9 protein-coding genes are annotated in these 16,178 nt (G+C 70.3%); 1 reads left to right on the top strand and 8 read right to left on the bottom strand.

Annotated features, from left to right (window positions below; translation table 11 throughout):
* Nucleotides 1-370 precede the first annotated feature (370 nt).
* Nucleotides 371-2,854, top strand: coding sequence for a family 20 glycosylhydrolase (locus WS49_RS07850; RefSeq protein WP_059526151.1), 2,484 nt, complete (start codon nt 371-373; stop codon nt 2,852-2,854).
* 174 nt (nt 2,855-3,028) lie between these two features.
* On the opposite strand, the gene nagE is transcribed toward WS49_RS07850, so the two are convergent.
* The 8 genes from nagE to imuA form a co-directional block, all read right to left on the bottom strand.
* Nucleotides 3,029-4,792: an N-acetylglucosamine-specific PTS transporter subunit IIBC gene (gene nagE, locus WS49_RS07855; protein WP_059526157.1), complete on the bottom strand. Its 1,764-nt coding sequence runs from the start codon at nt 4,790-4,792 to the stop codon at nt 3,029-3,031.
* Nucleotides 4,793-4,878: 86 nt separating this feature from the next.
* Nucleotides 4,879-7,461 (bottom strand): phosphoenolpyruvate--protein phosphotransferase, encoded by a 2,583-nt coding sequence (gene ptsP / locus WS49_RS07860; protein WP_059526160.1) that lies wholly within the window; start codon nt 7,459-7,461, stop codon nt 4,879-4,881.
* 15 nt (nt 7,462-7,476) lie between these two features.
* Nucleotides 7,477-8,484, bottom strand: a complete 1,008-nt coding sequence (locus WS49_RS07865; protein ID WP_059526163.1) for an SIS domain-containing protein — start codon at nt 8,482-8,484, stop codon at nt 7,477-7,479.
* On the bottom strand, nt 8,477-9,580 hold the full coding sequence (gene nagA, locus WS49_RS07870; protein WP_059526166.1) for an N-acetylglucosamine-6-phosphate deacetylase: 1,104 nt from the start codon (nt 9,578-9,580) through the stop codon (nt 8,477-8,479). Before nagA ends, WS49_RS07865 begins: the two co-directional genes overlap by 8 nt.
* A 107-nt stretch (nt 9,581-9,687) precedes the next feature.
* Nucleotides 9,688-10,422, bottom strand: a complete 735-nt coding sequence (locus tag WS49_RS07875) for a GntR family transcriptional regulator (protein ID WP_059526168.1) — start codon at nt 10,420-10,422, stop codon at nt 9,688-9,690.
* A 320-nt stretch (nt 10,423-10,742) separates the two neighbouring features.
* The gene (locus WS49_RS07880; protein ID WP_059526171.1) at nt 10,743-13,958 is read right to left on the bottom strand and encodes an error-prone DNA polymerase; all 3,216 of its coding nucleotides are present in this window, start codon (nt 13,956-13,958) and stop codon (nt 10,743-10,745) included.
* 6 nt (nt 13,959-13,964) lie between these two features.
* Nucleotides 13,965-15,461, bottom strand: coding sequence for a Y-family DNA polymerase (locus WS49_RS07885; protein ID WP_059526173.1), 1,497 nt, complete (start codon nt 15,459-15,461; stop codon nt 13,965-13,967).
* Nucleotides 15,394-16,101: a translesion DNA synthesis-associated protein ImuA gene (imuA, locus tag WS49_RS07890; RefSeq protein ID WP_059526176.1), complete on the bottom strand. Its 708-nt coding sequence runs from the start codon at nt 16,099-16,101 to the stop codon at nt 15,394-15,396. Before imuA ends, WS49_RS07885 begins: the two co-directional genes overlap by 68 nt.
* Nucleotides 16,102-16,178: the final 77 nt, after the last annotated feature.

The raw sequence follows: 16,178 nt of genomic DNA on the forward strand, positions 1-16,178 counted from the left end.
ATCCATCTGGTGGGGGAGACATGCGAATCCCGTGTCCGGCGCGCGCCCGCGCGCCGAGTTGCCATGCGTATGCGGCAGCGGCCGCCGTTGCGATCGTGCGCGGCCGGTCGAACCCACTCCGCCGCGGTCGCATCGTTGCCGCGGCGATTGCCGTGCGCCGCCGATGAGCACGCATCCGCCGCCCCGCCGATCCGATCGGCACGCGTGCCCGCCTCCCGTTCCGTAACGCACGCCCCCGCGTGCCGAATGCGCGCGGTGCGGCCGCATCGCCCCGTGCGCGGGTATCTCCCGCAGCTCCATTGAAAGACCCGATCGCGGCGACGTCGCCCCCAACGACGCCGCCACGCCCACTTTTTTCTCAGGAGTTCGAATGAAGCACACCTTGCCATCCTTCATTGCCGCCCTGTTGATCGCCGCGCTGCCGCCCGTCGCGATCGGCGCGCAGCCGACGCCGACCGCCGCCGTCGCGGCCGCCGGCATCGCACAACCGGCCGCGCAAGCGGCCAGTCTCGCGACGCTTCTGTCGAACGGCCTCGCGCTGCGCGTCGCCGTCGACAACAACCACGCGGCCGCGGCCGGCGTGCCGTGCGCCGATCTCGGCGCCGACGGCGCGGCCTGCGCGACCGGCCGTCTGATCCTGCAGAACCGCGGCCACCAGACGATCGCCGACGGCGGCTGGAAGCTGTACCTGCACAGCATCCGCAGGCTGCTAAGGATCGATCGTCCAGGCTTCGCACTGCGGCGGCTCACCGGCGACCTGTACGAGCTGACGCCGCAGCCGGGTTCGGTGCGGCTCGCGCCCGGCGAACGCATCGAACTGCCGTTCGTCGCCGAATACTGGCTGCTGCGCTACAGCGACGTGATTCCGCGCCCGTATGTCGTCGTCGACGGCGCACCGCCCGCCGTGCTCCGCTACAACGACACCGACGATGAGCTCCGCTATGTCGAATCGCTGCCGGCCGACGCGCAAAACAATTCGACCGGCAACGCGCCGCCCGTGGCGGCACGCCCCGACGCGAGCCGCGCACTGCCGAGCGTGAAACGCGAACAGCCGCTGCCCGGCACGCTCGACCTGCGCGGCGTCGAGCTCGCGCTGCCGGACCTGCCGGATGGGCAAATCGCGGCGCTGCGCGAACGTGCGACGACACTCGGGCTCGACGGCGCGCGCGTGCCGGTCCGCGGTGCCGTCGCACCGCGCCGGCTGCCGGCCGACATTGCGGTGCCGGGCGGCTACCGGCTCGCGATCGGGCCGCGCGGCGTGCTGATCGAAGGCTACGATCGCGCGGGCCTCTACTACGGCGTGCAGACGCTCTACTCGCTCGCGCCCGCCGGCGGCGGCCCGATCCCGGCGATGCTCGTCGAGGATGCACCGCGCTTCACGCATCGCGGGATGCACGTCGACCTCGCGCGCAACTTCAAGCACCCGGCGACGCTGCGCCGCCTGATCGACCAAATGAGCGCGTATAAGCTCAACCGCCTGCACCTGCATCTGTCCGACGACGAAGGCTGGCGCATCGAGATTCCCGGCCTGCCGGAGCTGACCGATATCGGTTCGCGCCGCTGTCACGACCCGAGCGAGACGCGCTGCCTGCTGCCGCAACTCGGCTCGGGCCCCGACAACCGCTCGGGCGGCGGCTACCTGACGCGCGACGACTACGTGGCGCTCGTGCGCTACGCGGCTGCCCGCTTCGTCAGGATCATCCCCGAGATCGACATGCCCGCGCATGCGCGCGCGGCCGTCGTGACGATGGAGGCGCGCTACCGGCGGCTGCACGCGGCCGGCCGCGAGCAGGAAGCGAACGCGTATCGGCTGCTCGATCCGCAGGACACGACGAACCTGACGACGGTGCAGTTCTACGATCGGCGCAGCGACCTGAACCCGTGCGTGCCGGGCGCGCTCAATTTCGCGTCGAAGGTGATCCGCGAAATCGCTGCGATGCATGCGGACGCGCAAGCGCCGCTGCACACCTGGCACTACGGCGGCGACGAGGCGAAGAACATCTTCCTCGGCGGGGGCTTCCAGCCGCTGAACGGCACCGACCCGAACAAGGGGCGCATCGATGTCGCCGCGCAGGACAAGCCGTGGGCGCGTTCGCCCGCGTGCACGGCGCTGCTCCAGCGCGGCGAGATCAAATCGATCGACGAACTGCCGACGCGTTTCGCGAAACAGGTGAGCGCGGCGGTCGACGCGAACGGGATCGACACGATGGCCGCGTGGCAGGACGGCATCAAGCATGCGAACGGGCCGCAGGACTTCAGCACGCGCCACGTGATGGTGTCGCTGTGGGACACGATCTTCTGGGGTGCGTCGGACAGCGCACGCGACCTGAGCGGCAAGGGTTACCTGACGGTGCTCGCGCTGCCCGACTACCTGTACTTCGACTTCCCGTACACGCTCAACCCGCGCGAGCGCGGCTATTACTGGGGCTCGCACGCGACGGACGAGTACAAGGTGTTCTCGTTCGCGCCCGAGAACCTGCCGCAGAACGCCGAAGTGATGGGCGATCGTGACGGCAACGCGTTCGAGGTGACGGGCACCGGCCCCGCGCCGCGCATCGAAGGCATGCAGGGACAGGCGTGGGGCGAGGTGATGCGCAACGACACGTTCCTCGAATACATGGCCTATCCGCGGCTGCTCGCGCTCGCCGAACGCGCGTGGCACCGGGCCGACTGGGAGCTGCCGTATGCGGCCGGCGTGCGGTTCAAGCGCGGCGACACGCATCACGTCGACCTGGCCGCGCTGCAGCGCGACTGGGCTGGCTTCGCGACGCTGCTCACGCAGCGCGAATTGCCGAAGCTCGACCGGGCCGGCATCGGCTACCGGAAGCCGACCTTCACGCTGACGAACCCGTGAACGATTGAGCGGTTGCAGATCCGCGCAAGCGGTGCGCGATGCGGACGATTGCATCGCGCCCACGCCCCGCCAAAGCAAAACGGCTTGCAACGTATCGCAAGCCGTTTTCGTTTTACCGACCGGCGGCCCGAACCCGCCACGCGGATCGGGCCCACCTCATCGCATCGTGCCGGATCAGGCCGGTTGCGGCGCTGCCCCGCCGCCCGTCGACGTCAGGCGCGCGCCGAGCTGTTCCGCGTAGCGTGCCGCCGCGTTGCCGCAGACGATGTGGAACGTGTCCGGCGACACCCATGCGACGTCGAGCGCGCCGAGTCGATCGCGATCGACCGCCGATGCGTCACGCACGACGACGCGCAGGCGCGTGGTCGCGATCGCGTCGAGCGAAGCGACGTTGGTCGCCCCACCGAACACCGCGAGCCAGCGCAGCGGATCGGGATCGAGCGGACCGGCGGCTGCGCCCGTGACCGGCTGAGCCGCGGCGGCCGTGGCTGTCACGGCGGCACCGGTCGCGCCGCTGCCGATCGCCGAGCGCATCTCGTCGGCAATGATGTCGGCCTCGGGCCCGATGATCACCTGCACGCTGTTGCCGCCGCGCTTGAGCACGCCGCGCGCGCCGATCGACTTCAGTTCCGGCTCCGACACCTTCTCCGGATCGACGACGGTCAGGCGCAGGCGCGTCGTGCATGCGTCGACGACCGTCAGGTTGCCTGCACCGCCGAGCGCGGCGATGTAGCGCTGCGCACGCGGTGCTGCCGCGGCGGCGCCGGCTGCCGGCGCGACGAAGCCGCCCGATGCGTACGACTCGGCCGCCGCATCGGCCGAGGCCGGCTCGCGGCCCGGCGTCGCCATGTTGAACTTGCGGATGAAGAAGCGGAACAGTCCGTAATACGCGACGCCGTATGCGATACCGAGCGGCACCGCGATCCAGCCCTTCGTCGACAGCCCGTAGTTCAGCACGTAGTCGATCGCGCCGGCCGAGAACGTGAAGCCGAGCTTCACGCCGAGGATCTGGCAGACCGCGAGCGACAGCCCCGTGAGCACCGCGTGGATCACATACAGCACCGGTGCGAGGAACATGAAGCTGAATTCGATCGGCTCGGTCACCCCGGTCAGGAACGACGTGAGCGCCATCGAGAACAGCAGGCCGCCGACCATCGCGCGGCGCTCCTTCGGCGCTTCATGCAGCATCGCGAGACACGCGGCCGGCAGGCCGAACATCATGATCGGGAAGAAGCCGGCCATGAAGGTGCCCGCGGTCGGATCGCCCGCGAAGAAGCGGTGCAGGTCGCCGTGCACGAGCTCGCCGCCGGCCGGCGGCGTGAAGTTGCCGAACACGAACCACGCGAGCGAGTTGATGATGTGGTGCAGGCCCGTGACGAGCAACAGGCGGTTCAGGAAGCCGAACACGAACGCACCGATCGCGCCCGCCGTCGTCAGCCACTGGCCGGCCGCGTCGATCGCATGCTGGATCGGCTGCCACACGTACCCGAACGCGATGCCGAGCACCACGCACACCAGCCCCGTGATGATCGGCACGAACCGCTTGCCGCCGAAGAACGCGAGGTAGTCCGGCAGCTTGATGTCCTTGTAGCGGTTGTACAGCAAGCCCGCGACCACGCCCGCGATGATCCCGGACAGCACGCCCATGTTCAGCTTGGGATCGATATCCTTCATGATCGCGGTTTCGATCAGGTAACCGATCGCGCCCGCGAGCGCCGCCACGCCGTTGTTGTCCTTCGCGAAACCGACCGCCACGCCGATCGCGAACAGCAGCGGCAGGTTGTCGAAGATCGCGCCGCCGGCGTCGGCGATCATCTTGATGTTGAACACGTCCGGCTGTCCGAGCCGCAGCAGGATGCCGGCGACCGGCAACACCGCGATCGGCAGCATCAGCGCTCGACCCAGGCCCTGTATCTTCAGAAACGGATTCCCGTCCATTCAGTCCTCCAATCCATGTCTCGTCATTAATCGTCGTTGACCTAATTGCTTGCGTGGTGAAACGCTCGCGCGCCCGCCGTCGACGTTCAGTCGAGCGGCCAGACCTCGCGGCTTGCTGCCCTTACCGCCTGTGCCGAGTCGAGTGCGAGCAGATCCTGTGCACGCTGGCGACACAGCTGGTAATCGAGACGGCGCACGCGCGCCTTGATGCCCGGCACCGACACCGGGTCGACCGACAGTTCGGTCACGCCGAGGCCGACGAGGATCGGCACCGCGAGCGGATCGCCGCCGAGCGCGCCGCACACGCCGACCCACTTGCCGTGCTTCGCCGCGCCGCGCACCGCGATGTCGATCAGGCGCAGCACGGCCGGATGCAGGCCGTCGGACTGCGCGGCCAGATCGGCCTGGCAGCGGTCCATCGCGAGCGTGTACTGCGTCAGGTCGTTGGTGCCGATCGACAGGAAATCCGCGTGCTGCGCGAGCTGGTCGGCGAGCAGTGCCGCCGACGGCACCTCGATCATCACGCCGACCTCGATCGGCTCGGTACGGCCCTGCGCACGCGCGAATTCGTCGATCCGCTTGCGCAGCCGCACGAGCTCGCCCGCATCCGTCACCATCGGCAGCAGGATCCGCACCGCGCCGAACGGCTTCACCGCGAGCAGGCCCTGCAGCTGATCGTCGAGCAGATCGGGGCGCACCTGCGCGAGGCGAATGCCGCGCAGGCCGAGCGCCGGATTCGGTTCGGGCGGCAGCGTCAGGTAGTCGACTTCCTTGTCGGCGCCGACGTCGAGCGTGCGGATGATCGCGGTGCGGCCCTGCAGCGCGTCGACGATCGACTGGTAGCTCTGCTGGTGCTCGACCACGCTCGGCGCGGCCTGGCGATGGATGAACATCAGTTCGGTGCGCAGCAGGCCGACCGCGTCCGCGCCGTTGTCGACCGCGGTGTTCGCGTCGTCGAGCGTCGCGATGTTCGCGGCGACCTCGATGGCGCGGCCGTCGATGGTCGCGGCGGCAGCGCCGGCCTGTTGCCGGTTCGCTTCGCGCACGCCGTCCAGGCGCTGGCGTTCGTGGCGTGCGCGTTCGACGTCGAGCGCGGTCGGCGCGTGTTCGAGACGGCCCGCGCTCGCATCGACGACGACCTGCGTGCCGTCCGGAATCGCGTACAGCGCGTCGCCGACCGCGACGAGCGCCGGAATGCCGAGCTGACGCGCGATGATCGCCGCATGCGACGTCGCGCCGCCGCGCGCCATCACGAGCGCGGTCACGCGCTGGCGATCGAGCGACGACAGGTCCGACGGCGTGAATTCCTCGGCGGCGAGCACGGCCTCGTCGGGCAGCGTGCGCGTCGCGCCGCTCGTGTGGCCGAGCGCGCGCAGCACGCGCTTCTCGATGTCGCGGAGGTCCGCCGCGCGCTCGGCGAGCAGCGCGTCGTCGAGCTTCGACAGCGTATCGATCTGCGCGCGGATCGTCGCGCGCCACGCGAAGCCCGCGCTCTTGCCGAGGCTGATCTGGTCGCGCGCCGCGTCGACCAGCGTCGGGTCCTCGAGCAGCACGCGATGCACCGCGAAGATTCCCGCCTCGCCGACCGCGCCGCGCGCCGATGCGTTGCGCACCGTTTCGTCGAGTTCGGCATCGACCGCCGTCAGCGCCTGATCGAGCCGGCGGCTTTCCGACGCGGGCGTGCCGGTCGCCTGTTCGGGCGGCACGATGTCCGCATCGTCGAGACGCACCAGCGTGCCGACCGCGATGCCGGGCGCCGCGCACACGCCCGCGAGCGTGTTCGGATCGAGTGTTGCGCCGGTGTTGCGCACGATCGGCTGCGGTGCGGGCGACTTGAGCCGCGCCGGCTTTTCCTCGACCTCGCCATGCGCTTCGCGCAGCAACTCACGCTCGACCGCTTCGACGGCTTCCCGCGCGTGCGCACCGCGGCCGATCAGTTCGATCGTCGCGCCTTCGCCGGCGCCGAGGCCGAGCAGGCCGACCACGCTTGCAATCGGCGCCTTGCGGCCGTCGAAAAGCACGTCGACATGTGCGTCGAGCCCGCGCGCGGCTTCGCGCGCCCGCGCGGCCGGGCGCGCATGCAGGCCGCCGGGCTGCGTCAGCACGACCGCGCGGCGCACTTCGTTCATCGCCGCCGCGCCGGCCTGCGCCGCCTGCGCGGCGGCTTCGCCCTTGCCGCGCAGCGTCAGCAACTGCGTCTCGCCGGCCGTCGCGAAACCGCTCGCGCGCTCGACGACGTCGAACGCGTCGGAGTTCGCGATCGCGATCACCGAGACGAGCGAATGCGCGCTGCGCGCGACCGCGTCCTGGTCGAACTCGATCAACAGGTCGCCCGCCGCGACACGCGCGCCGGCTTCGACGCGCGCGGTGAAGCCCTGCCCGTTCAGCTCGACGGTGTCGATGCCGATGTGCAGCAGCACTTCCGCGCCCTGCGGCGTCGTGATCGTCACCGCATGGCCGGTGCGCGCGAGATGCGACACAATGCCGGCGCACGGCGCGACGAGCCGGCCCGCGAGCGGATCGATGCCGATGCCGTCACCGAACATCCCGCCGGAGAACACCGGATCGGGCACGTCGGCCAACGCGACGATCGGCCCGGTCAGCGGGGCAAGCAGGACGATCTGATCATGGGTGGAACTCTTCAACTGGGACTCCTCGGCGCGTCTCATCGGCTGTCTCGGCTATCAGTGCGTTTCGGTGACTTTGTTCAGGTGGCGCGGCGTGTCGGGATTGCGGCCGCGCGCGACGGCGAGATCCGCCGCCATCACGTAGAACGAAAGAATGGCGGCGATCGGGTCGAGCGCCGAATGGGCGGACTGCGCGAGCGGCAAGGTCGCGCCGGGCGTGCCGGCGGGCGCCGCGAGCAGCACGGCCGCGCCGCGTGCGCGCATGTCCTGCGCGAGCTGCAGCAGTCCGGCCTGCTCCGGGCCCGGCGGCGCGAACACGAGCAGCGGATAGTCGCGGTCGATCAGCTCCATCGGGCCGTGACGGACTTCGGCGCTCGAGAACGCCTCGGCCTGGATGCCGGAGGTTTCCTTCAGTTTCAGCGCGGCTTCCTGCGCGATCGCAAGACCGAGGCCGCGGCCGATCACGATCATCCGCTCGATGCCCGCGAGCGCGGCGACGGCCGGCGACCAGTCGAGCCGGCCCGCCTGCGCGAGCACGTCGGGCAGGCCGCGCAGTGCCGTGATCAGCGCGGCGTCGCGCTGCCAGTACGCGACGATCTGCGCGGACAGCGACAGCATCGCGATGTAGCTCTTGGTCGCGGCGACCGACAGTTCGGGGCCGGCCAGCAGCGGCAGCTGATGCTCGCACGCGTCGGCGAGCGGCGACGGCAGCACGTTGACGGCGGCGACGGTGCGCGCGCCGGCTTCGCGCAGCGCGGCCATCGTGTTGACGAGGTCGGGGCTCTTGCCCGACTGGGAGAATGCCAGCGCGAGCTGGTCCTGCACCTTCAGCGGCGCCTGCTGCAGCGTCGCGACCGACATCGGCAGCGACGCGACGGGCACGCCGAGGCGGCTCATCGTCAGGCTCGCGAAATAGCTGGCGGCGTGATCCGAGCTGCCGCGCGCGACCGTCAGCGCGACGGCCGGCGGGTGATCGAGGAGTTGGCCGGCGAGCGCTTCGACGCGCGTGGTGTCGGCGAGTTGCGCGGCGACGACCTGGGCGGACTCGCGCGCTTCCTTAAGCATATTCGACAATCGATTCTCCTTCGACGTAGGTCGCGGTGAGGTTCAGGTCGCGATCGAACACGGCGAGGTCGGCCCATGCGCCTCGCTCGAGGCGGCCGCGATCGGTGACGCCGAGGTAGTCGGCCGCATAGCGCGACATCCGGTTCGACACGTCGGCGATCGGCAGGCCGAGCGACACGAGGTTGCGCAGCGCCTGGTCCATCGTCAGCGTGCTGCCGGCGAGCGTGCCGTCGGCGAGCCGCACGCCGCCGAGGCACTTGGTCACGTGCTGGCTGCCGAGCCGGTATTCGCCGTCGGGCATGCCGGTGGCGGACGTGCTGTCGGTCACGACGTACAGGCGCGGGATCGCGCGCAGCGCCGCACGAATCGCGCCCGGATGCACGTGCAGCAGGTCGGGGATGATTTCCGCGTATTCGGCATGCGCGAGTGCGGCGCCGACGAGGCCCGGGTTGCGGTGATGCAGCGGCGACATCGCGTTGAACAGGTGCGTGAAGCCGCATGCGCCGTGCTTGAGCGCGGCGACGGCGTCGTCGTAGGTCGCGAGCGAGTGGCCGAGCTGCACGCGCACGCCGCGCGCGGCCATCTCGCCGATGATCTCGATGTGACCGGCGATTTCCGGCGCGAGCGTGACGACCCGGATCGGCGCGATCGACAGGTACTTCAGCACTTCGTCGAGCACGGCCGACACGGCCGCGTCCGGCTGCGCGCCGAGCTTGCCGGGGTTGATGTACGGCCCTTCGAGATGCACGCCGAGCACGCGCGCGCCGCCGGGCGTGCGGGTGCGCGCGACGGTGCCGAGATTCGCGACGACCTGCATCAGTTCGTCGCGCGGCGCGGTCATCGTCGTCGCGAGCAGGCTCGTCGTGCCGAACTGCGCGTGCGTGCTCGCGATCGTCTCGATCGCGTCGCCGCCTTCCATCACGTCGGCGCCGCCGCCGCCGTGCACGTGCAGGTCGATGAAGCCGGGCAGGATGTACGGCGCGTCGTTCTTCGCGGGATCGGCGGGCGTGCCGTCGAGCGTGGTGATGCGGCCGTTCTCGCTGTCGAGCGAGCCGAGAATCCAGCCGTCGGGGGTGAGGATGTTTCCAGTCAGCATGACGTTTCTCTTGATGATCTGGTGACGCGGACATCCGCGTCGCGATTTGCAAATCCGTTGTGCTTCGTTGCGCTCCGCCGCGCGTGGCGCACGGGCAGTCTCGCGCGTCAGCGTTTCAGTTCGGCGACGAAGTCGTAATAGTCGTCGCGGCAATACGTTTCGGACACTTCGATCGCGCGCTGGTCGACACCGTAGCCGATGCGCGTGATCACGAGCAGGGCCGAGCCCGGCTTCACTGACATCCACTTCGCGATCTCGTGCGTCGCGTTCGCCGCGCGAAAGTGCTGCAGCGCGCGCACGACGGTCATCCCGCGTGCGTCGAGGTATTCGTACAGCGACGCGCCGAGCGCCTGCGGATCGGGCACCACGGCGGCCGGCAGCGTCGAATGCTCGACGGCCATCACGATGCCGTCCGCGCGGCGCAGCCGCTCGAGCCGCGCGACCGTCGCGCCGGGCGCGAGGCCGAGACGCGTGATCTCGTCGCGGCTCGCGGTGCGCAGCGTGCGCGACAGCCACACCGAATCGGGCACGAAACCGCGCTGCTGCATCTTCGCGGTGAAGCCGACGAGACGCGACAGCGGATCGGCAACGCGCGGCGTGATGAAGCTGCCCGCCCCGCGCGCCCGCTTGATCAGCCCCTGCTCGACCAGCAGCGCGAGCGCACGGCGGGCCGTGATCCGCGACACGCCGACCGAACCCGACAGCAGCCGCTCCGACGGCAGCGCCTCGCCGGCCCGCCACGCGCCGGCGTGAATCGCGCTCGCCAGGTTACGGGCGAGCTGCAGATACAGCGGCGTGTCGTCGAGGGGATCGGGCGCCAGTTCGGACCAGCCGGTTTCCATGTGCCTCCGGGTGTCGGACGACGATCTCGGACCGTCGAAAGTGAACGCATTATATAACCACCATAATACCAGTCAACGAACTGGTATTAGCGGCATGAAAATCGCCGGGAGCCTTGCCCGGCAAGCGTTTTAGTTGCAGGAAAGCCTTTGTTTACAATGCGATGCGGGATAGGGATTTACCCGGATTGGTATGCAAGGGGACAGTTCCCGGGCCGGATTTGCCAGGCTTGGGAAGCCGGAAACGATACCGGAATAGAACCAGTTCGGCCGACTGGTATGCATCCGGCGGCAACGCGCGGACGGCGTGCCGGCGCGCAGCGTCAGTGGAACTCGCGGCTCGACGTGCGCAGGCCGCCGAGCAGCGGCGTCAGATCCTCGAAATGCTGCGCGACGAGGTGCCTCACGTCGCTGACGACCTGCCACACGCCCGACGCCGCGAGCAGTCGCGAATCGAGCGTTTCGCGGCGCTGCCGCGCGAGCAGCTCGGGCCGCACGATCACGTTCACGCAGCCCGTCTCGTCCTCGAGCGTCATGAACATCACGCCCTTCGCGGTGCCCGGCATCTGCCGCGCGATCACGAGCCCGCACGCACGCGCGAGCCGGCCGTCGGGACGGTCGCGCAACTCGGCCGCGGACGACAGCCGCTGCGCGCGCAACGCGGGCCGCAGCAGCGCGACCGGGTGGCGGTTCAGCGTGAGGCCGGTGGTGTGATAGTCGGCGAGGATGTCGTCGGCTTCCGACGGCGCGCCGAGCACCGGCTGCTCCGTTTCGTCGATCGGCGCGGCGGCGAGCAGGTCGCGCTCCGGTGCCGCGGCGACGGCCTGCCACAGTGCATCGCGGCGATGGCCGGCGAGCGTCGCGAGCGCGTTCGCGGCGGCGAGCGCTTCGAGATCGCGCCGTTCGAGCTGCGCGCGGCGCGCGAGCGCGTCGACGTTCTCGAACGGGCCGGCCGCGCGCGCGGCCTCGATGCGCCGCGCGGCAGCCTCGCCGAGGCCGCGCACGAGCGACAGGCCGAGCCGCACCGCGGGCTGGCCGTGCGGCGGCGGCTGGCCGGGCAGCGCTTCGAGCGACGCTTCCCAGCCGCTTCGCGTGACGTCGGCCGGAAAGACCTTCACGCCGTGGCGCTTCGCGTCCTGCACGAGCTGCGCGGGTGCGTAGAAGCCCATCGGCTGGCTGTTCAGCAGCGACGCGACGAAGATCGCGGGCTCGTGGCATTTGAGCCAGCTGCTCGCGTACGCGAGTTTCGCGAAGCTGGCCGCGTGGCTCTCGGGAAAGCCGTATTCGCCGAAGCCCTTGATCTGCTCGAAGATCTGCTCGGCGAATTCGCGCGTGTAGCCGCGTTCGAGCATGCCGTCGATGATCTTGTCGTGATACTTCTCGAGGTTGCCCTTGCGCTTCCACGCGGCCATCGCGCGGCGCAGTTCGTCGGCCTCGCCGGGCGTGAAGCCCGCCGCGACGATCGCGATCTGCATCACCTGCTCCTGGAAGATCGGCACGCCGAGCGTGCGAACGAGCACTTCCTTGAGCGCCTCGCTCGGATACGTGACCTCGCCCTCCTCCTCGCCGGCCACGATCCTGCGCCGCTTCAGATACGGATGCACGGCGCCGCCCTGGATCGGCCCGGGCCGCACGATCGACACCTGGACGACGAGATCGTAGTAGTTGCGCGGCCTCAGCCGCGGCAGCATCGACATCTGCGCACGCGATTCGATCTGGAATACGCCGACCGTATCCGCCCGGCAGATCATGTCGTAGGTTGGTTCGTCATCCTGCGGAATATGCTTCAGCGTGAACGGCTGGCCGTCCTCCTGCGGCCCGCGCCACGCGGTGCGCATGTCGAAGGCGCGATGCAGCGCCGACAGCATGCCGAGCGCGAGCACGTCGACCTTCATCAGCCCGAGCGCCTCGAGATCGTCCTTGTCCCACTGGATCACGCGCCGCCCGTCCATCGCCGCGTTCTCGACCGGCACGAGCCGCGTGAGCTTGCCGCGGCTGATCACGAAGCCGCCCGAATGCTGCGACAGGTGGCGCGGAAAGTTGAGCAAGCGCCCCGCGAGTTCGGCCCATGCGCGAATGATCGGCGTGGCCGGATCGAGCCCGGTCGTCGCGAATTGCTGCAGCAGGTCGCGGCTGCCGTCGAACCAGCGATGCCCCTTCGCGACGCGGTCGACCAACATCGGATCGACGCCGAGCGCCTTGCCGGTTTCGCGCAGCACGCCGCGCGGACGATACGTCGAGACCGCCGCCGCGAGCGCCGCGCGATCCTTGCCGTATTTTTCGTAGATATGCTGAATGACCTCTTCCCGGCGCTGATGCTCGAAGTCGACGTCGATGTCCGGCGGCTCGCCGCGCTCCTCGCTGATGAAGCGCTCGAACAGCATCGTGCTCTGGTCGGGATCGACCTCGGTGATGCCGAGGCAGTAGCAGACGACCGAGTTCGCGGCCGAGCCGCGGCCCTGGCACAGGATGTTCTGGCTGCGCGCGTATTTGACGATGTCGTAGACGGTCAGGAAGAACGGTTCGTAGCTCAGCCTCGCGATCAGGTCGAGTTCATGGCGGATCTGCCTCTCGACCTTCTCCGGGATGCCTTGCGGATAACGCCCCGCCGCCCCCGCGAAGGTTTCCTGTTCAAGATAGCGCGTCGGCGTCAGCCCCTGCGGCACGATCTCGTCGGGATACTCGTAGCGCAGCGAGCCGAGGTCGAAATCGCACGCGTCGAGAATCGCGCAGGTCTCCGCGATCTCGTCCGGCGCGTACAACTGTCCGATCCGCTGCCGCAACCGCAGGTGCTGCTCCGCATTCGGCGCCAGCGCATACCCGCACTCGGCAACCGGCATCCCGACCCGGATCGCCGTCATCACGTCCTGCAATGCCTTGCACGAGCGCCGGTGCATCGTCACGTCGCCGAGTGCGACGATACGCACGCCGCGCCGCTCGCCGGCCGCGCGAATCTCTTCGCGCTGCGCGCCATCGAGCGCGCGCTGCAACTGCACGAGCCCGAGCCGCGCGCGTTCGCCGAAGGTCGCGCGAAACCATGCGACCTGCGCATCGAGCACGTCCGCGCGCACCGGATACGCGGGCACGAGGATCGCGAAGCAGTCGGGCATGCCGCGCAGGTGCGCAAACGCCGCGGGCGGGGCCGACAGCATCCGCGACGTCAACGTGTAGGTGCCCTTCGGCGCGGCCATCCGCCGCCACGAGATCAGCTCGGCAAGATTGCCGTAACCCTCGCGGTTCTGCGCGAGCAGCACGAGGCCGAACGCGCCGGGGCCCGGATCGTGGCCCGGTGCGACTTCATCCGGCGTGACTTCGAAATACGAACCGATGACGAGCGGCAGCCCTTGCGCCTGCGCCGCGACATGCATGCGCGGCGCGCCGGCCAGCGAGCATTCGTCGGTGATCGCGATCCCGCGATAGCCGAGTTCGGCCGCGCGCTCGACCAGTTCGTCCGCATGCGACGCGCCATGCAGGAACGAAAAGTTCGATCGGCAGAACAACTCCGCGTAATCGGGCAGCCAGCTGAATTCCGCACTCATTTCGACTTACCCGAACAAGCCATGCAGGAACCAGCGCGGCTCGGCCTGGCTTCCCGAGCGCTCCAGGAATACCCAGTAGCACGCACCGATCTCGTCTTGCGCGACGTAGTAATCGCGTGCGGCCAGTTGCCCGTCGAACCACCCGGCTTCGATCCGCTCGGCCGACGACATCATCCTGAGCGGCGTATGGAACACCGGCCGGTTCTCGCGCATCAGGAGCGGCTGCGGCTCGGCCAGCAGCCACGCGGGGCGCGGCGGCACGGCGGGCGGCCCGCCGGCCGGCCTGCCCGCTTGCGCATCGAGCGGCAGCCAGCGGTTCGCGGCCTCCGGACGGTGATCGGCGACGGGCGCCGCGCGCAGCACGTTCTCCGCGCCGAGCCGCGCGACCAGCAGTTCGAACAGCCGCGCACGCGTCTCGCGCGTGCCGCCCGGCTCGGGAAAAAGATCGTCGGCCGGCGGCGCGACCGATTCGACGCGTGTGGCCTTCAGCCGCACCGCGATCACCGCGGCCGGCAATTCGACGCGCGCGAGCCGCTCGCCGAGCAGCCGCATGAAGTGCGTCTCGTCGCGCACGGGCGCGGCGAACGCGAGTTCGAGCGGTGTCGGCGGCACGGCCTGACGGCCGCGCTCGTGCTCGAGATCGAACGTCATCGCGGCCAGCGACAGCTGCCGCGCGGCCAGCCACCCGCAGAGCTGCACGACGAGCCGCCGCGCGGCGAACAGCACGGCTTCCGCGTATTCGACGCGCTCCGGCAATTCGAGCCGCACGTCGAACACGGGCGGCACCGCCATCCACGCAAGCGGCTCGACCGCATCGCCGTACGCGCGATCGAGCGCGGCGAGCAGCGCCGGACCGCAGCGGCGCTGCAGCCCCGCGCGCGGCAGGCCGCGCAGATCGGCGAGCGTGCGGCAGCCGAGGCCGTCGAACCAGCCCGCATACGCGCGCGCGTCGGGCAGCAGCGCGCACGGCAGACGATCGAGCGTACGGACGAGCGAAGCCGGCCCGGCCACGCGGCGCCGGATGCGCGCACGCGCCGACATGCGCGCGAGCAGCCACGCGCCGCGCCCGGTCGGCGCGGCGGACAGGCGCGCCGCATAGCCGAGCGCCGCGAGCGTCGCGCGCACCTGGCGGCACAGCGACGGCAGGCCGCCGAACAGGCGCAGGCTCGGGCCGACGTCGACGATCAGCGTCGCTTCGTCGTCGAGCGCGACGCACGGCGAGAAGCGCAGCAATGCGAGCGCGACCGCGCGCAGCGCATCGGCCTCGCGGGCGGGATCGCGTTCGACGAGCCGTGTGTCGGGCGCGAGCGTCAGCACGCCGCCGCGCTTCATGCCCGCGCGCACGCCCTGCCGGCGCGCGGGCGCATCGGCAATCAGCACGACACCTTGCTCGAGCACCGCGCAGCCTGCGTCGCCTGCGTCGTCCGCCGCGCCGTCAGACGGCGGCGGGACGCACACGTCGAGCGGCAGGCGCGGCAGATGGATGCCGAGCAAGACGCGCATAGCGGCTCTCCACGATGGGCGACGGCAAATCGAGCGCGAGCGGCTCGCTGCGCGCGGGCCCGCGGCGCTTGACGATGTCGAGCGACACGCCGCCCGGCACCGGATGCAGCGCGACGCGCAGCACGGCCGGCGACGGCTGCCGCGCGGCCGACAGCGGGCGCAGCATCACGAACAGCGTGTCGCCGGTGCGCGCGGCCGCGAGATGCAGGCGCCGCAGCGCATCGGGCCGCGCGTCCTGCCAGAGCAGCAGCGCACCGCAGCAGCCCGTCCTGAGCGCCTGCTCGGCGGCCCACAAGGCATCCGTGCGGCTGCCGGCGCGCAGCCACAGCAGTGCGTCGGCCGGCACGCCGAGACCGGCGAGCGCCGTCGCATGCGGCGACTGAGGCGGTGCAACGAGCGCGAGCGGACGCCGCGCGCTGACGGTGCGCGCGAGCGCGGGCGCGAGCAGCCGCATCTCGCCGCAGCCCGGCTGAGCGGCCAGCAACTCGACGAGCCCGCCGACCGGCCAGCCGCCGCCCGGCAGCTCGGCGGACAGCGGCGCGAAACCCGTGTCGATCGTGCGCGAACCGCCGCGCGCGAGCTGCGAGCCGCGCCAGAGCGACGGATGAAGGGATTCGGGAGAAATGGAGGATGCGAGCATGACGCCACCCACAACTGTATGGATATACAGTATATGGCAATGCGCGTGCGTCGCACAGTACTGAGGCGAAACCGGTT

Source organism: Burkholderia sp. RF7-non_BP4, from assembly GCF_001521935.1.
GTDB classification, from domain to species: Bacteria; Pseudomonadota; Gammaproteobacteria; order Burkholderiales; family Burkholderiaceae; genus Burkholderia; species Burkholderia diffusa.